The sequence below is a fragment of the Clostridium sp. MCC328 genome (genome assembly GCF_018785465.1).
Taxonomy (GTDB): Bacteria; Bacillota; Clostridia; order Lachnospirales; family Lachnospiraceae; genus Pilosibacter; species Pilosibacter fragilis.
On the sequence record NZ_WQPW01000044.1, the window covers coordinates 1 to 17,244 of the forward strand.

The following is a 17,244-nucleotide window of genomic DNA, read 5'->3' on the forward strand; positions in this document are numbered from 1 at the left end:
AGCAATATTCAGCTAAAATACAGTAACTATGTGGCTTTCAGCCACTTTCACGGCTGATCCGTGAATAATCTAGGATAAAGAATTAAATATGCATTAGAACTTAGATAACGAATCAATAAAGAGAAAAATCACACGATATAACAGGAAACGGAGCAAACATATATCATGGCAGAAAACAACAATAAACAGGAAAACATCATTCTCTGCGGTGCAAACTCATACCAGCAGAAATATTACTTCAACGAGAAATTCAAACTTCTCCCGGAAAACATCAAAAAAGAACTGCAGATCATGTGCGTTCTCTTCACCGAGGACGTAGGCGGCATTCTCTTCCTTGAATTTACCCCGGAAGGAAACCTCGAGTTCCGCGTGGAGGCGGAGGATCAGGATTATCTCTTCGATGAGATCGGCAGCGGCCTTAAGATCCGCCAGTACCAGAGAGAAAAGAAAGAACTTTTAGAATCCCTGGAGTTATTCTACCGCGTGGTATTCCGCGGCGATAAGCTTGAGGACGAGCTGGGAAAAGAGGGAGAATAACACCGGTATCGGAGGACGCGGTATGAGAAGAACAGGCTGGAAAAGTATACAAAACAAAAAGAGAAACTGTGGAGGAAATGAGGATAAGAGGAAAGCGCGGAAAACGATGATGGCGGCAGCGGCCGGAATTGCCGGTGCCGTACTTTTGAGTCTTACAGACTCCGGAACAGCAGGGATGACTGCCTATGCTTTCAACATTGGTCCGGGCATGGAGGATCACGATATCATATATTATCAGGAGCAGCCGGAAGACAACCCGGCCTACAACAACGGCTGGACTTCCAATGTCGGCCCCGGAGCGTCCGGTTCCAATCCGGGCGGCGGACTCGACAGTGAGAAAGATTACGTGTACTCGAAAGGCCCGGGAAACGAGGCGGCACAGCAGTACGCAAAAACAGAAAACAGCACGATCTACATCCACAATACCTACCGCGGCGGCAGCTGGAGACAGCGGGCTGACGGGAAATGGGCCTTATATAAGCCGGACGGAAATCCGGTCTCGAGTCAGTGGGGCTATGTAGATGGAAAGACATATCTGCTGGATATGTATGGAATCATGCAGACCGGCTGGCAGAATGTCAATGGAAACTGGTACTATTTAAACAGCAAAGGAGCTATGCAGACGGGCTGGCTCTTGAAAGAAGGAAAATATTATTTCCTGAACACGGACGGAACGATGGCATACGGATGGGTCAACTCTCAGGGCAGCTGGTATTACTTCCAGAAACCAGACGGAGACATGTTAACCAACGCTTATGCGCCGGACGGACGGTACGTAAACGCAGAGGGAGTTTTGATTCAATGACGTTAAAAATCGGAAATGTGGAACTTGAAAACAATGTGATCCTCGCCCCGATGGCGGGCGTGACGGATATGCCGTACCGGATCCTCTGCAGGGAGCAGGGAGCAGGTCTGGTGTGCATGGAGATGGTGAGCGCGAAGGCGATCCTCTACAAGAATAAAAATACTCAGGAGCTCTTAAAGGTGGATGAGCGGGAGCGTCCCGTGTCCCTGCAGCTTTTTGGCTCTGATCCGGATATTGTAGCGGATATCGCGGCGAGCCTGGAGGATGGTCCATACGATATTTTTGATATCAACATGGGCTGCCCGGTGCCGAAGATCGTTAAGAATGGTGAAGGCTCTGCCCTCATGAGAAATCCGAAGCTGGTGGAGGAAATCCTTACGAAACTCGTGAAAGCGGTGAAAAAGCCGGTGACTGTGAAATTCCGCAAGGGCTTTGACGATACCTGCATCAACGCCGTGGAGATCGCAAAGATCGCCGAGAGTGCCGGTGTGGCGGCGGTGGCTGTCCATGGCAGAACGAGAGAGCAGTATTACTCTGGAAAAGCTGACTGGAATATCATCCGCGAGGTCAAAAAAGCTGTGAAGATCCCGGTGATCGGAAACGGAGATGTCTTTACACCGCAGGATGCGAAGCGCCTTGTGGAGGAGACGGGCTGTGACGGGATCATGGTGGCCCGGGGTGCGAAGGGAAATCCGTGGATCTTTAAGCAGATCACCCACTATCTCGAAACGGGCGAGCTTCTCCCGAGACCTTCCGTGGAGGAGCTGAAAGCCATGATCCTGCGCCATGGCCAGATGATGATGGAGTTTAAAGGCGAGCTCGCGGGAATGCGGGAGATGCGGAAGCACGTCGCCTGGTATACCGCCGGGTATCCGAATTCTGCGGCATTAAGAAATGAGATCAATTCGGTTGCGACACTGGAGGAGCTGACGGAGCTGATCGGGACGAGATTATAAGGAATTATCAAAGGGAGATCCGAAGGATAACGGATCTCCCTTTATTCTTGCGTAACAGGGAATTCTGTGAAATTCCCTGTTACAAAAAAGGCACATTCTATAAAAATGGGGGGTGATTCGCCTATTGACAACTGCCATAGATATCTGAATAGGAGACGAGAGTCACGTTTCCGAGTTTTTCGGCCATTTCCGTACATCCACTTGTAAAACCGTTTTTCGAAAACAGAAACAGATGTGTGGAGTTGTAGTGGAAAAGCTGGCTTCGATGGACAAGAAGCTCGAGGACACCGGAATCAACGAGATCGTTTGTCCATTTGCATTCGCAAAACAAGGCTGTATTCTTGTCCTGCTCTCCCATGATGTCGATTTCTGTTTGCGCATGTGTGGCTGGATCAGTTCCCCACCAACGCCCAAGCTCCTTGAAGAAAACAGGAGATTTTCCATTTAAGAGCAGCTGCCATAAATATTGGGTGCAGATATCTTCAAAGATTTTTCCCATATAGTCGGAAAGCTGAGGTCTGATCCTCTGATAGGCCAGATCAGATGCGCCGCGGACGATCAGGGAGGCATTATCAGGAATAAACCGGTACCAGAAGCGGAACATGTTGTCCTCAACCGTGTAAATTGTTTTTTTGGAGTTCTTTTCCCCGTAAGGTGTTTCGCGGCGAATTAGTCCCAGAGAGATCAGATTTTTTAAATAAGCAGTACAGGTGCTGCTGTTTTCGCCGACTTTTGTGCTGATTTCCGATAGCTTGGAAGCTCCGGAAGCAATCGCTGAGATAATTGCGTTATATAGCGATGGTTCGCGTACTTCCTGTTTGAGAAGATTTTCAGGTTCCTCGAAGAGGGCGGAGGATGAATTTAAAAATGTATTTTTTATGTTTTCATCAACACTCATGGAATCATCCATCTGAAGAAGATATTGCGGGGTTCCACCGGCAATCCCGTAAATCAGGGCACAGTCAGATGGAGAAAAATTTCTGAAATAGTGGCATGTTTCAAAAAAGTTAAAGGGTAAGATCTTAAACTGTGCGGTTCGCCGCCCGTACAGGGGGGCTTTATATGCCAGCACATGATCCTCCATATAAGACATGGAGGAACCGCAAAGGATCAGCATGAGTTTTGAGCGATCTTTATATTGGTCGATTAACAGCTGGAGTACAGAAGAAAAGCTTTTTGATGATCGTGCAACATAAGGATATTCATCAATAACAAGGATGATCCGTTCCTGTTCTGAACGTCTAAAAACATACTCTAATGCTGACTGGAAGGTAAGAAAGACAGATTCAGCAGGATTACGACTGTCTGATTCCAGAATACTTCTGCTAAAGTTTTCGAGGTTCTGCTTTGCGTTGCTTTCAATTCCCATAAAATAAATAGAATTTTTATCTTTAATAAAATGGCTGAGCAATGCGGTTTTTCCAACCCGGCGTCGTCCGTAGACAACTGCAAATTCAAATTTATCCGATCGATATAGTTTTTCAAGAGAGGACAGCTCTCTTTCTCTTCCAATGAACATGATTTCACCTCCGGCTGTTGAACATGTGATCAGAGTACAAACAGGCAAATGACTGAATGGTTACATCTTAATTATAGCCGATAATATCCTCATCGTCAAATACAAAAAAGTCATTTTCGTTTTACTTAATTATAAATTAGTTATTTATAATTAAGTAAATTATATTGAAGAAAATTTGCACTGTTTACACGACATACGGACAATAAAAACAGTTGTCATCACAGCAAATTTTGAAAGAACAAAAAAATCCGGATCTGGTTCCTCAGAAGATACCAGACCCGGATTTTGTGGTTTTGAGTGTTTAAAGGGTCATACGATGTGCGAGATTGTTGGTCTCGGAAGCAGCAACGAGACGGAACGCGGAAGCTTTTGATTGTTCAAGGTGGTAGATGAGCTGATCTTTTGCTTTTTCCCAGTCACCTTTCAGGCACGGTTCTACGATCGACATGTGCTCCTTGAAAGTTGCCTCCAGACGGAAATTCGAAACATTTCCGGTCATATATCGAAAACGCTCATTCTGCGTCTGGATCGTATCGTAGCTTCTGTTGATAAATTCATTCGGGCAGGCGGACATGATCAACGCATGGAAGCGATAATCGAGGTCATAGAAGGAATCCTTGTCCCGATAGATTTCTTTGTTAGGATCCCATTTCTTGAAAATATCATAGAATTCATTCAAAGCGGAGACGGAAAGATTTGCTCCGTAATGGGTCAGGACATACGGCTCATACATCATGCGGACTTCAAAGATCATATCAATGTCATTTAAGGTAAGAGGACGAACGAGGATTCCGCATTTCGGGCGGATTTCCAGAAGACCTTCCTGTTCGAGACGTCCAAGCGCATCCCGCACCGGGGTACGGCTCAGAGATAATTCAGTGGTAAGCTGTTCTTCATTCAAAAAAGTACCCGGCGCATATTGACAAGTGACGATCTTGGAACGGATCGCATTGTACGCCAGGGTTTTCAGGTTTATTTTAGGCATAATGGACTCCAGTCTCTTTCTTCTCAAAAAAATATATAGACTCATACTAACACAAAACAAAATCGTTTTCAAGCAGATGTCGACGGTTTTTGCTAAAAACGTCAATTGGCGTTTTGCACAAGCCCAAAAGCTCGGTTTTGTTGAAAAAGTCAAAAGTGGTGCAAATTTCTTAACACTTATTGACATTGGTGTAAAAAGTATTATAATCTGTTGTATACAACAAAGAATACAACAGATTTGATTTTGAAAAATTATATAGAAGGCAAAAATCGTAAAATTAAGGAGGAAACAACGATGAAAGCAATGTATATTGACGCACCGGGTCAGGTTTCTATTAAAGATGTAGAGATGCCGGTAAGAAAAGAAGGAGAAGTTTTATTAAAAATCCTTTACGGTGGAATCTGCGGAAGCGATCTTGGTTCCTACCGTGGAACATTCGCATATTTTGATTACCCGAGAATCCCGGGCCACGAGTTCTCCGCTGAGGTTATCGAGGCAGATGAGAACAACGCGTATGGCATCAAGCCGGGAATGATCGTAACCTGCAACCCGTACTTCAACTGCGGACATTGCTATTCCTGCGAGCACGGAATCGTAAACGCATGTATGGACAACCAGACAATGGGATGTCAGAGAGACGGTGCTTTCCAGGAATACATCACAATGCCGATCGAGCGTGTGTATGACGGTAAGGGAATGGATGCAAAGACTCTTGCAGCAATCGAGCCGTTCTGCATCAGCTACCATGGCGTGAGCCGCGCAAACGTAAAAGAAGGAGACAAAGTTCTCGTAGTCGGCGCCGGTACCATCGGTGTTCTCGCAGCGATTGCAGCAAAAGCGAAGGGCGCTACTGTATACATCTCTGATGTATCCGCTGGTAAGCTTGAGATGGCAAAAGACTTCGGTGTTGATGGAACCTTATTAAATGATTCTCCGGAAAACTTCGAGAAAGGTGTTGCTGAGATTACAAACGGCAACGGCTTTGATGTAACGATCGAGGCAGTTGGTCTTCCGTCCACATTCCAGAACTGTATCGATGCCTGCTGCTTCGGTGGCCGCATGGTTCTGATCGGAGTCGGCAAGAAGAACCTTGACTTCAACTTCACACTGATCCAGAAGAAGGAATTAAATGTATTCGGTTCCAGAAACGCATTAAAGAAGGACTTTTTAGAGCTGATCGATATCGTGAACGCAGGCAAGGCACCGCTCCACAAGATCATCACAAATACATATGCGTTTGATGATGCTGCAAAGGCATTCGATGACTTTGCGCACAACCCGGGCAATATGTTAAAGGTTGTATTTGATTTTTCCAAGATTTCCAAATAATCAAAAATCATGAAGCTTTCCCCGGGAAACGGGGTGCGAGGTCTTCTGCCTGATGGGGATCGGGCAGAGGACCGGATAAATGTTTTTAAAACAAAAACGGAGGGAAACATTATGAAACTCAAAAAAGTTATGGCATTAACCATGGCAGGTGCTATGGCAGCAACAACACTTACCGCTTGCGGAAGCAGTTCTTCCACAACAGAGACAACAAAGGCAGCCGAGACAACAGCAGCCGCAGCAGCAGATACTACAGCAGCTGCAGCAGCAGATAACGGTTCTTCCAATGCTGAGACAGTTCTTCAGGTCGCTTTCGAGAACTCCATTTCCGAGCCGGTTGGACAGGGCTGGGAGAAAGCTCAGGAGATCATCAAAGAAAAATCCGGCGGCAAGATGGCAATCGAGATCTACCCGGATTCCCAGCTTGGTGATAAGTCTTCCTTAATCGACTCCATGCTTCTCGGCGAGAATGTCTGCACACTTGCAGATGGTGCTTTCTATGCTGACTACGGTGTACCGGATTTCGGTATTGTATTCGGACCGTTCCTGTTTGATTCCTGGGATCAGGTTTGGAAATTGGTTGATTCCGACTGGTACAAAGAGCAGTGTGGCAAGCTTGAGGAAAAAGGCTTAAAGATCATCGCTTCCAACTGGATCTACGGTGAGAGACATACTCTTACAAACGTTCCGGTCAACACAGTTGATGACTTAAAGGGATTAAAGATCCGTGTTCCGTCCAACGAGATCCAGTCCAAGGGCTTCGATGTACTTGGCGCAACATCCACAGGTATGGCACTTGGAGATGTTTATCAGGCTCTTCAGACAAAGACCATCGACGGTGCTGAGAACCCGCTTGCAACTCTGTACGGCAGAAAGCTTCACGAGGTTGCTAAATACTTAATCCTTGACGGACATGTAAAGAACTTCACAACATGGGTTGTATCCGCTGACTGGTTCAACAGCCTTCCGGAAGAGCAGCAGACATGGTTACTTGAGACAGCAGAAGAAGCTGGTGAGTACAACAACGAAGTACAGCAGGCTGCTGACGCTGAGTACCTTCAGAAGATGAAAGACGAAGGCGTAACTGTTGTTGAGCCGTCCGAGGAAGTTCTTGCCGGATTCAAGGAGAAAGCACAGCCGTTCTATGAGATGGGTGCTGACTTTGGCTGGAGCGATGGCCTCTATGACACAGTTAAAAAGGCTATGGGTGCTGAATAATCCATTTTGCAGTAAATGCATAAAGTAACTGTTCCCGGCGGATCTGTCCGCCGGGGCAGTTTCCCTGATAGGAGTCTGAAAATCTATGGAGAAGAAAGAAAATAAAGCTTCAGCGATCCTGATGAATATTGATATCGTTGTCGCTTCCATTATTCTTGCGATCCTGATCGTCCTGACATTCCTCGGCGTTGTATGGAGATATATCTTCAACGCACCATTTACATGGCTTGAGGAGGTTCAGACCTCATGTATGGTCTGGATTGTATTTGCAGGCGCAGGTGCAGCATTCCGCTCCGGCAACCATGTTGCGATCGAGATGATTGTCGACCTGATGCCGAAGAGCATGCAGAAGATCATGGAAATCCTGATTTCCATCGTAGTTGTAGTTGTAATCGGATATCTGTTCATGCAGAGCATCGGTTTCATCCAGGTGTTCGTAAAGAGCGGACGTTCCACCAGTATGTTAAAAATTCCGTATTCCTGGGTATACGGTATCGCGATCATATCCTATTTTGATATGATCATCAGCTATTTCTACGCCCTGTTCCACGGCGTAAAATCTGAGGCAAAGGAGGCAGCAAGCAGCAATGAGTAATGTTTTAATGTTATCTGCAATTGTGATGCTGGTTCTTCTTTTCTTCAAGGTTCCGGTATTTATCGCCGTCCTTGGCGGTTCCATGGTTTATTTCGTTATGAACCCGGGAATCAATACCGTTATCTTTGCCCAGCAGGCAATCATTGGTACTGAGAAAATTTCCCTTATGGCGATCCCGTTCTTCGTTTGTGCCGGTATTTTCATGAACTATACCGGTGTTACAAAGAGAATCATGGATTTCTGTGAGGTTGTAACAGGACGTCTTCCTGGCGGTCTCGCACAGGTAAACGTACTTTTATCCACCGTTATGGGCGGACTTTCCGGATCCAACATCGCCGATGCAGCGATGGAGTCCAAAATGATGGTTCCGGAGATGACAAAGAAGGGCTTCTCTCTGGAGTTCTCCAGTGTTGTAACCGCCGCTTCCTCCATGATCACACCGCTGATCCCGCCGGGAATCGCGATGATCCTTTACGGATGTATTGCGAACGTTTCCATCGGTAAGTTGTTTATTTCCGGCTTCGGTGTCGGAGGCCTTCTCTGCGTTTCCATGATGATCCTCGTAGGAGTGATCTCCAAGAAACGTGGCTATGGTCTTTTAACAACAGAAAAATTAACCTGGTCCAAATTCTGGACTGCTTTAAAACCGGCGATCCTGCCGCTGCTCCTTCCAGTTATCATCATCGGTGGTATCCGTATCGGTATCTTTACAGCTACCGAGGCAGGAGCTGTAGCGATCCTCTACGCAGCATTCCTTGGTTTTATCTACCATGAGATGCACATCAAGGATATGATCCAGGGCTTAAAGGAGACTGTCTGCACGACAGCTTCCATCATGCTCATCGTATCCGCTGCGTCCGTATTCTCCTGGATCCTCACAAAAGAGAGAATCCCGCAGGCGCTGACAGCATGGATGCTTGCAAACATCCACAGCAAATATGTATTCCTGATCGTTGTAAATATCTTCTTACTGATCGTAGGTATGTTCATCGAAGGTAACGCTTCCATGATCATTCTGGTTCCGCTTCTTGCACCGATCGCTGCACAGTACGGAATCAACGAGATCCAGTTCGCAATGATCTACATCTTCAATAACGCCATCGGCGCATTATCACCGCCTATGGGAACCCTGATGTTCGTAACCTGCTCTATTACAAAGTGTAAGACCGCGGCATTCATCAAAGAAGCAGTACCGTTCTACATTCTGCTTATTATCAACCTGATGCTCCTTACCTGGGTCGAGCCGTTTACCACATTCCTTGTAAATCTGTTCTATTAGGGTAAACTTGCTGCCAGATGGGGATCGCTATGATGCCCCGTCTGGCAGTTTTGATTTATATACCATGAATTCTTTTATATGAAGAAAGGAAATTATTATGGAACGCTTAAATTATGATGTTCTCAAAAAATCTGGTTATGATGGATATGTATTAAAAGACGCACCGGAGAAAGTTCTTCAGTTCGGTGAGGGAAATTTCCTTCGTGCTTTCGTAGATTACTGGTTCGACCTTGCAAATGAGAAGGCAGGCTGGAACGGAAAATGCTGCCTGGTACAGCCGATCGCTCCGGGTCTTGCAAAGATGATCAACGAGCAGGAGGGTCTCTACACACTGTACCTTCGCGGAAGCGAGAACGGACAGAAGGTAGACGCTAAGAGAGTGATCTCCAGCGTAAACCGCTGTTTAAATCCGTATGAGAAAGAGGATTACGAGAAGATGATGGAGGTTGCTGCAAGCAACGACCTTGAGATCATCGTTTCCAACACAACAGAGGCTGGTATCCAGTATGATCCGTCCTGCAAACAGGATGACTGCCCGCCGTCCAGCTTCCCGGCAAAATTAACTCAGGTTCTCTATCATCGTTACAAAGCAGGAAAGAAAGGTATCATCATGCTTGCCTGCGAGCTGATCGACAACAACGGTAAAGAGCTCTTAAAGTGCGTAAACCAGTACATCGAGCAGTGGGGACTTGAGGACGGATTCAAGAAGTACGTAAATGAAGACTGCACATTCTGCGGTTCCTTAGTAGACCGTATCGTTCCGGGCCGTATCAAAGACGCAAACGAAGTTGCTGAGCTTGAGCAGAAGAACGGCTACGCTGACCCGCTTACAGATGTCGGCGAGGTATTCGGTGTCTGGGTCATCGAAGGCGATGAGAAGTTAAACGACATTCTTCCGTTCAAGAAAGCAGGACTTCTTGACAAAGTATTCGTAACACCGGATATGAGCCCGTACAAGAAGAGAAAAGTTAGAATCTTAAACGGCGCTCACACAGGTTTCGTACTCGGCGCTTACCTTGCAGGCGAGAACATCGTTCGTGACTGTATGCATGACGAGGTCATCAAGGGCTTCATGAACAAGATGCTCTACGATGAGGTTATCCCGACACTTCCGCTTGACAAGAACGACTTAATGCAGTTCGCATCCGCAGTACAGGATCGTTTCAACAACCCGTTCGTTGACCATGAGTTAATGAGCATCTCCTTAAACTCCACATCTAAGTGGAAAGCAAGAAACATGCCGTCCTTCCTTGAGTACATCAAAGAGACAGGCAAGCTTCCGGAGTGCCTGACCATGTCCTTAGCAGCTTATATCGCATTCTACAGCAATGATATCCAGGCTTTGACAGACGCAGGTCTTGTTTGCAAGCGTCCGGCCGGCAACGAGTACACCGTAAGCGATGACAGATGGGCACTTGAGTTCTACTATGCGCACAAGGATGACTCCGCAGAGGCTCTTGTAAACGCAGTTCTCACAAACGAGAAGATGTGGGATCAGGATCTCACAAAGATTGCTGGTCTTGAGGAGAAAGTTGTCGCTGACCTTAAGAAGATTCGCACGGAAGGAGCAAAGGCTGCATTTGCAAGCTGCCTTTAATTAACATATGAAAGTAATTCAGATTTCCAGACTGGATAACGTTGCGGTCGCTCTTCACCCGATCAAAAAGGGTGAGGAGGTCACCGCAGGCGGCATCACAGTCACAGCGCTTGAGGACATCCCACAGGGCCACAAGATCGCGTTAAAACCGATCAAAAACGGTGAGAATATCGTCAAATACGGCTTTGCCATCGGTCACGCGACAGCAGACGCAGAGGCCGGTGCATGGATGCACACCCACAACGTGAAGACAAATCTGGAAGGAGAGATGGAGTATACCTATACTCCGTCCCTCGACTTCCCGGAAAAAGTTGAGCCGGAGACCTTTATGGGCTTCCGCAGAAAAGACGGCCGCGCGGCGATCCGCAATGAGATCTGGATCATCCCGACCGTAGGCTGTGTCAATGATATCGCAAAGAAAATGGTCCGCGACAATCAGGATCTTGTGAAAGGCACCATTGACGGACTCTATACATTCCCGCATCCGTTCGGCTGCAGCCAGACAGGGGCAGATCATGCACAGACAAGAAAGCTTCTTGCAGCCCTTGTCCGTCATCCGAACGCAGCCGCAGTTCTCGTATTAGGACTTGGCTGTGAGAACCTGACCCACGAGCAGTTCCTGGAAGAGCTTGGCGATTACGACCATGATCGTGTAAAATTCCTGACCTGTCAGGAAGTGGATGATGAGTTTGAGGCAGGAAGAAAGCTTCTCGAGGAATGTTCCACATACGCGGCGCAGTTTGAGAGAGAGCCGATCCCGGTCAGTGAGCTTGTTGTCGGCATGAAGTGCGGAGGCTCCGACGGACTTTCCGGCATCACCGCAAACCCGACTGTCGGACGTTTCAGCGATATGATGGCAGCCAGAGGCGGTTCTACTGTGCTTACAGAGGTTCCGGAGATGTTCGGAGCGGAAGGTTTCTTAATGAACCGCTGTGTAAATAAAGAAGTATTCGACAAAGCCGTCAACATGATCAACGGCTTTAAGAACTACTTCATCAGCCACCATGAGGTCGTATACGACAACCCGAGCCCAGGAAACAAGCAGGGCGGTATCACCACCCTTGAGGATAAATCCTGCGGATGTGTCCAGAAGGGCGGTACAGCTCCGATCATGGATGTCATCGGTTATGGTGATCCGGTGGTGACAAAAGGTCTTAACATGCTTTACGGACCGGGAAATGACCTGGTATCCGCTACAGCCATGACGGCTGCCGGAGCGCATATGATCCTGTTCACAACAGGTCGCGGAACACCGTTTGGTGCACCGGCTCCGACCTTAAAACTGGCGACAAACAGCCAGCTTGCGGAGAGAAAGAAAGGCTGGATCGACTTTGATGCCGGTCCAATCGCTGACGGCGAGACCATTGATGACGCTGCAAAGAGACTTCTTGAACTTGTGATCGAGGTTGCCGGCGGAAAACAGACAAAAGCCGAGGAGAAAGGCTTCCGCGAGATCTCCATATTTAAAGACGGTGTTGTGCTGTAATAACAGCTTCACAATTTTTTATGTTTCCCTTATAGAGACACCTGTTTCTGGTCAGAGATGACCGGAGGCGGGTGTCTTTTTGAGTAATAGGAACTTCCGGGGAATTCCTTATTACATAAAAGGCACTCATGTGCCAATGATGCGTACTCGCGCGAGGATGCAGATTGTCGCAAGCGACCGCGCGGGGCGCGGGAATGTGCCAGAGCACATTCATTTTACGTAGCGTCCGAAAAAGCCACTTGCGGCAGGTTCAGTGGGCGTCCGCGTGGGATTGTCCTATATTAAAAGACCCAGGCAGTGTCCTGTGAGAGACACTGCCTGGGTAAGTAGGGGGAGTAATGGATATGAAGATTGGAATAAGTCTGTAAGTCTGCACTTACCATGCCGGGTAAAGGGCAGGACTAAAAAATGTAATTACGATGTATGGTTCTCCGGAACAGTTTCCGCGTCTGGTGTGGACGGTATTGCTGAATCACCCGTGCCGGAACTTAAATCGGAAGTACCGGATTCGGGTTCTGCGGCTGCGGGAACTGTGTTTTGTTCACTATGTACAGCCGGGATCGTAAGTCCGCTGACATTAATGTTCCGGTTCACCTTCGCATCATATGTCTGTGCCTTCAGAATGTCCCTAAAATCTACACCGGTGGCCTCGGACATGGTGTCGAAAACCTGCTGCATGACAGCAGCTGTATTTCCGGAGATCTCGCTGACTCCGCTTCCGTTTGTGCCGTTTGCACCGCCGGTTCCGTAGATATTGACCTTGTCGATAGAGGACAATGGCTTCGCGATCTCTGCGGCCATCTGCGGCATGATGCCTACTAACATCTCGACGATAGCAGCGTTATTGTACTTCGCGTAAGCTTCCGCTTTTTTCTCCATACCTTCCGCCTCAGCAACGGCCTTTGCCTGGATCGCTGCTGCCTCCGCCTCACCGCGGGCACGGATTCCAGCAGCTTCCTGCTCCGCCTGATATCTTGCGGCATCTGCCTTTGTACGCATGGCTTCCGCCTCTTTTTCTAACTCATATTTTCTGGCTTCCGCCTCACGCTGACGTTTTGCAAGCATGGCAGCCGCCTCCTGCTCGACCTTGTAGCGCTCCGCATCGGCTTTCTTGTTGACTTCCGCGTCTAACTGCTGCTGTTGAACGGCAACTTCCTGCTTCCGAAGTTCTGCTTCGCGCTCTGCCTTTGCGATCTGGGCATTCACGGTAGCTGTCTGGATCGTTTTTTCCTGTTCCTGCTTCTGGATCTCATAAGCAGCGTCCGCCTCCGCTTTTTTCGTGTCGGAGTGCTTCTGAAGCTCTGACTTACGGATCTCCAGCTCATTATTTTTCTCTGCGATCTCTGTCTCCGCAAGTACGCGGGCATCGTTGGCAGATTTGTTCGCTTCTGCCTGGGCGATGGCGATATCACGGTCTGCCTGGGCTTTTGCGATCGCGGCATCTTTCTTGATCTTTGAGGTATTGTCGGCACCAAGATCCCGGATCAATCCATTATCGTCAGTGACATTCTGGATATTACAGGACAGGATCTCGATTCCCAGCTTATCCATATCCTTCGATGCCTTTAGCATAACCTGATCAGAGAAGGAATCACGGTCGGTGTTGATCTCCTTTAAGGAGAGAGTACCGATGATCTCACGCATATTACCCTGAAGGGAATCCTGGAGATCCATGGTGATATCCTCGGGTTTCTTATTTAAGAAGTTTTTTGCTGCCAGACGGATCCCTTCCTGGGACGGAGTGATCCGTACCTTGGCAACGGCGTCCACGTTGACATTAATGAAATCATTCGTCGGAACAGACTGTTCCGTCTTGATATCGACCGTCATCTGCCCGAGATACAGGCGATCCATCCGTTCAAAGAACGGGATCCGGATTCCGGAACGTCCGATGAGGATCTTCGCGTCATGCTTAAGACCGGAAATAATATAGGCCTGATCCGGCGGAGCTTTCACGTATCCACATACGATGAGGACAAGGATCAGAATCAGAATGACTGCAATGGTGATAGGGATGATCAGATGATTCAAATTCATAGAAACTCCTTTCTGGACCTTGACTTTTGTTGCAAAATTCTCATGTGTAACAGAAAAGTTTGAGGAATTTCCTGTCACATAAAAAGGTATATTCCTTTTCGCTAAATTCACAGTATCAGAAAATATCAGAAAATACAATATGATGCAACAAAGTGTAAGAAAACGTAAGAGGAATGTAATCGGAATGCCATAAAATTGCCACATAGATTACACTTTTCTTAAAACTGAGCGCGGTGGATTGATAGCGGAAGAAGTTATGGTATATTTATAGATAGAAGGATTGGATCGTGCCGAAATATGATATGGACTGGATTGTGGCGGTTGTGGATACGAAAAAACTTCGGATGTTCGGAGACCTAACGCCCACCGAGACAAATTTACTGTTACGCACCACTTGAAAGAGGTGGGAGTTTTCTCGGCTGAGATAAAAAGGAGGGATCACATGGATACCAGAATCTGGATGCAGGAGTCGTTTTGGGAGAGTACAGAGGAACAGAATGGGAAAGAGAGTCCGCAGGAAAACGCTGGAAATCTCTCAAAAGACCAGTATGAAAACGGCAGAAATAAGCCGGTAGATCAAAAGACAAGTCTCTGGCAGCAGACGTATGAGAATATTCTGGTTGGGATGGGATTCTGTGGGATCAAACTGAATTTTCTTCTGTTATATTATATTCTGCCGTTCATAGGAATCCTTATGATATTCGCGGGATTACGGAAACTGAAGCAGGAAGATAAATGGTTCAAGGCGGGGTATACTGCGGCAGCGATCAACGTTGTGATTACAATGATTTCCATAGTGAGTGGAACTTTTATCAACAGAGAACAAATTTATGATACATGGATATGGAAGTTCATGCTCTTATGGGCATATGCGTTGCCGCTGATCATAGCATTCTGCTTTTTCCATGGTATGCAGACAGGGCTGAAAAAGTGTGAGAAGGAAGCGGACAACAAAATCCTGATCCATTTAGTTATCTGGTATGCAGTTGTTATACTGCTTATGAACATGAATTACAGCGGTTGGATCATTGGAATCGCTGTTATTGCGGCATATATTGGAATCCTTATGGAGTTAAAACATACCGCTGAGGATCTGGAAAAGGCAGGGTATGTATTGGAAGAGCCTCCGATGCGTGTCTCCAACGGGAAGTGTGCGGCAGGGGCAGTTGTTCTAACCGCAGCAGGACTTGTAATCGGAACCATATTCTTTGGTTCCTATCATATGAAATGGAACGAGGTGAAAGGACCGCAGGATCCGGCATACGAGGAGATAAAAACGCATCTGGTCTTGCTTGGATTTCCGGAGGATATTCTGGATGATCTTAAAGAGGACGATCTCTTAGCGTGCAGGAACGCCAGACAGGTACGATTACAGCAAACGGATTATCCGATCAATGACGGAGAACAGATCGTCGAAAGATCAGAAGGCTACACGCAGTATTCGCGGCAGTATCCTCATAAAGAACTGAGACTCAGTGGAATTGCAGTAGAACTTGAGCAGGAAGGGCACTGGAAGATCATCCATCATTTTCTGTGGAATGAAGATCCGGGCTTTCGCGGGACAGAGGCTTTGCAGCTATATCCGGCATGCCGGGAACGGAATGGTGGCTGGCTCGAAGAAGGCGGGCTGACCGGACAGGTCCTTTATGATAAGAAGGAAATTTCCTATGCCGCGGATTACGCGTCTCTGGAAAACGAGACTTATGATATGGGGCAGAGCTGGCCGTTTTATGAGAGCCGGGAGACGAGCAGTATCTTCGCAGAGTTCTCGATGCCATGGCGCGGGGAGCGGTGCCGTGGATATGTATCTTATGGCATCAGGGAAAAAGAGAAGGACTGGTGGATCGATTCCTGGCTGAACTATACGCATCAGAAGAGCATTCTGCAATATCCGGTTATGACGGCGGCTCAGAACCGCAAAAATGGCAGTTGGACCGATGATCCGGTGTTCATCACGATGCAGGATGCACTGCAGGTATTACCGGAAGGGGAGGTGTAGATGGCTGAGAAGATACGAAAGTTCATGAGATCAGAACGCGGCCGGGCGTTTGTAAATGCCATGTTCATTCTCGCGACCATGGTCAGGGGAAGCGGTATGATGTTTATGGCAGATATTTTCTGGGTCCTCTGGCTGATTTTTTGTATCAGGGAGAGTAAAACGAAAGCGGAGAGAGTAATATATGGATGCTTTGTTGTAGTCGGTGTCGTACTGTTTGGGATGAATTTGTATGGATGGCGGACGATAAGAAGATGATCGGGAAAGCGGCCAGAACCTGAAGATGGTTCTGGCTGAGAGGAAAAACGCATCTCAAAACAATATTTTGTATTTATAAGAATTGATAATAACAAAATGTAGATATTGCACGCACAAAAGAAAAAACTTTGGAAAAAATGGAAAAAACAGTTGACTTTCGGTCTGGGATTTGATATTATAATACTCGCCTTGAGTGACAGGGCAAAACTTATTAAGAGTCATTAAGAAAACTTCTTAATCTCTCAAAAAAGTTTTAAAAAGTTCTTGGCAAACCGGAAACGGTATGATAGAATAAATGAGTTGCTGCTGAGAACGAAAGCAACAACGAAGCAAAGTTCCTTGAAAACTGAACAGTATGTAAAACCCTGAAAATTCTTATAAAATGGTCTTTTGGTTTAGACCATGAATGAGAACATTCAGAACAAAACCTAACAAAACAGTAGAACGGTTTAAAAATTAGCCAAGCTAAATTTTGGACCTGGACAACTCAACGAGGAAGTTCGAAACCTTCGGCTTCGAATTAAGCTTTTACGTAATACTCGTAAAGGACCTCGTATAAGTAAAAGCTTATAACATGAGAGTTTGATCCTGGCTCAGGATGAACGCTGGCGGCGTGCCTAACACATGCAAGTCGAACGAGGTATTTTGAT

Annotated in this window: 14 protein-coding genes and 1 rRNA gene; 12 read left to right on the top strand and 3 right to left on the bottom strand. The window is 47.0% G+C overall.

The features are described 5' to 3' along the window. Window positions 1–165 precede the first annotated feature (165 nt). From GPK83_RS07960 to dusB, 3 genes are read left to right on the top strand one after another with little or no spacing between them, the layout of a single operon-like run. Window positions 166–537, top strand: coding sequence for a DUF6145 family protein (locus GPK83_RS07960; RefSeq protein WP_015552587.1), 372 nt, complete (start codon window positions 166–168; stop codon window positions 535–537). Between the two features lie 22 nt (window positions 538–559). After that, window positions 560–1,342 carry a hypothetical protein gene (locus tag GPK83_RS07965; protein ID WP_215704492.1) on the top strand — a complete coding sequence of 261 codons (783 nt, stop codon included), beginning with the start codon at window positions 560–562 and terminating at the stop codon, window positions 1,340–1,342. Continuing rightward, entirely contained in the window at window positions 1,339–2,298 is a 960-nt protein-coding gene (gene dusB, locus GPK83_RS07970; RefSeq protein ID WP_015552585.1) for a tRNA dihydrouridine synthase DusB, read from the top strand. Before GPK83_RS07965 ends, dusB begins: the two co-directional genes overlap by 4 nt. 121 nt (window positions 2,299–2,419) lie before the next feature. Here dusB and GPK83_RS07975 read toward each other — a convergent pair whose 3' ends face one another. Together GPK83_RS07975 and GPK83_RS07980 are read right to left on the bottom strand one after the other, a co-directional pair. Beyond that, window positions 2,420–3,817: an ATP-binding protein gene (locus GPK83_RS07975; protein WP_215704485.1), complete on the bottom strand. Its 1,398-nt coding sequence runs from the start codon at window positions 3,815–3,817 to the stop codon at window positions 2,420–2,422. A 301-nt stretch (window positions 3,818–4,118) separates the two neighbouring features. Further along, on the bottom strand, window positions 4,119–4,802 hold the full coding sequence (locus GPK83_RS07980; protein WP_215704486.1) for a GntR family transcriptional regulator: 684 nt from the start codon (window positions 4,800–4,802) through the stop codon (window positions 4,119–4,121). A gap of 294 nt (window positions 4,803–5,096) precedes the next feature. Here GPK83_RS07980 and GPK83_RS07985 point away from each other — a divergent pair, with 294 nt between their 5' ends. The 6 genes from GPK83_RS07985 (at window position 5,097) to GPK83_RS08010 (ending at window position 12,303) form a co-directional block, all read left to right on the top strand. Next, window positions 5,097–6,131, top strand: a complete 1,035-nt coding sequence (locus GPK83_RS07985) for a zinc-binding alcohol dehydrogenase family protein (RefSeq protein WP_015552581.1) — start codon at window positions 5,097–5,099, stop codon at window positions 6,129–6,131. A 111-nt stretch (window positions 6,132–6,242) separates the two neighbouring features. Beyond that, window positions 6,243–7,346, top strand: a complete 1,104-nt coding sequence (locus GPK83_RS07990; protein ID WP_215704487.1) for a C4-dicarboxylate TRAP transporter substrate-binding protein — start codon at window positions 6,243–6,245, stop codon at window positions 7,344–7,346. 85 nt (window positions 7,347–7,431) lie between these two features. Further along, a complete protein-coding gene (locus GPK83_RS07995; protein WP_015552580.1) occupies window positions 7,432–7,941 on the top strand; it encodes a TRAP transporter small permease in 510 nt (169 codons plus the stop codon). Next, a complete protein-coding gene (locus tag GPK83_RS08000; protein WP_117470034.1) occupies window positions 7,934–9,220 on the top strand; it encodes a TRAP transporter large permease in 1,287 nt (428 codons plus the stop codon). The genes GPK83_RS07995 and GPK83_RS08000 overlap by 8 nt, the downstream gene beginning before the upstream one ends. Before the next feature lie 97 nt (window positions 9,221–9,317). Further along, entirely contained in the window at window positions 9,318–10,817 is a 1,500-nt protein-coding gene (locus tag GPK83_RS08005) for a tagaturonate reductase (protein ID WP_215704488.1), read from the top strand. Window positions 10,818–10,824: 7 nt separating this feature from the next. Beyond that, window positions 10,825–12,303, top strand: a complete 1,479-nt coding sequence (locus tag GPK83_RS08010) for an altronate dehydratase family protein (protein WP_215704489.1) — start codon at window positions 10,825–10,827, stop codon at window positions 12,301–12,303. A 414-nt stretch (window positions 12,304–12,717) separates the two neighbouring features. On the opposite strand, the gene GPK83_RS08015 is transcribed toward GPK83_RS08010, so the two are convergent. Then, complete coding sequence (locus tag GPK83_RS08015; RefSeq protein ID WP_215704490.1) at window positions 12,718–14,340, bottom strand: flotillin family protein; 1,623 nt, start codon at window positions 14,338–14,340, stop codon at window positions 12,718–12,720. Window positions 14,341–14,782: 442 nt separating this feature from the next. Between GPK83_RS08015 and GPK83_RS08020 the strand changes: the two genes are divergently transcribed. From GPK83_RS08020 to GPK83_RS08030, 3 genes are all read left to right on the top strand, one after another. Then, window positions 14,783–16,339, top strand: a complete 1,557-nt coding sequence (locus GPK83_RS08020; RefSeq protein ID WP_215704491.1) for a hypothetical protein — start codon at window positions 14,783–14,785, stop codon at window positions 16,337–16,339. Continuing rightward, complete coding sequence (locus tag GPK83_RS08025; protein WP_015552571.1) at window positions 16,340–16,594, top strand: hypothetical protein; 255 nt, start codon at window positions 16,340–16,342, stop codon at window positions 16,592–16,594. A 570-nt stretch (window positions 16,595–17,164) separates the two neighbouring features. Continuing rightward, a 16S ribosomal RNA gene (locus tag GPK83_RS08030) occupies window positions 17,165–17,244 on the top strand; the annotation flags it as partial.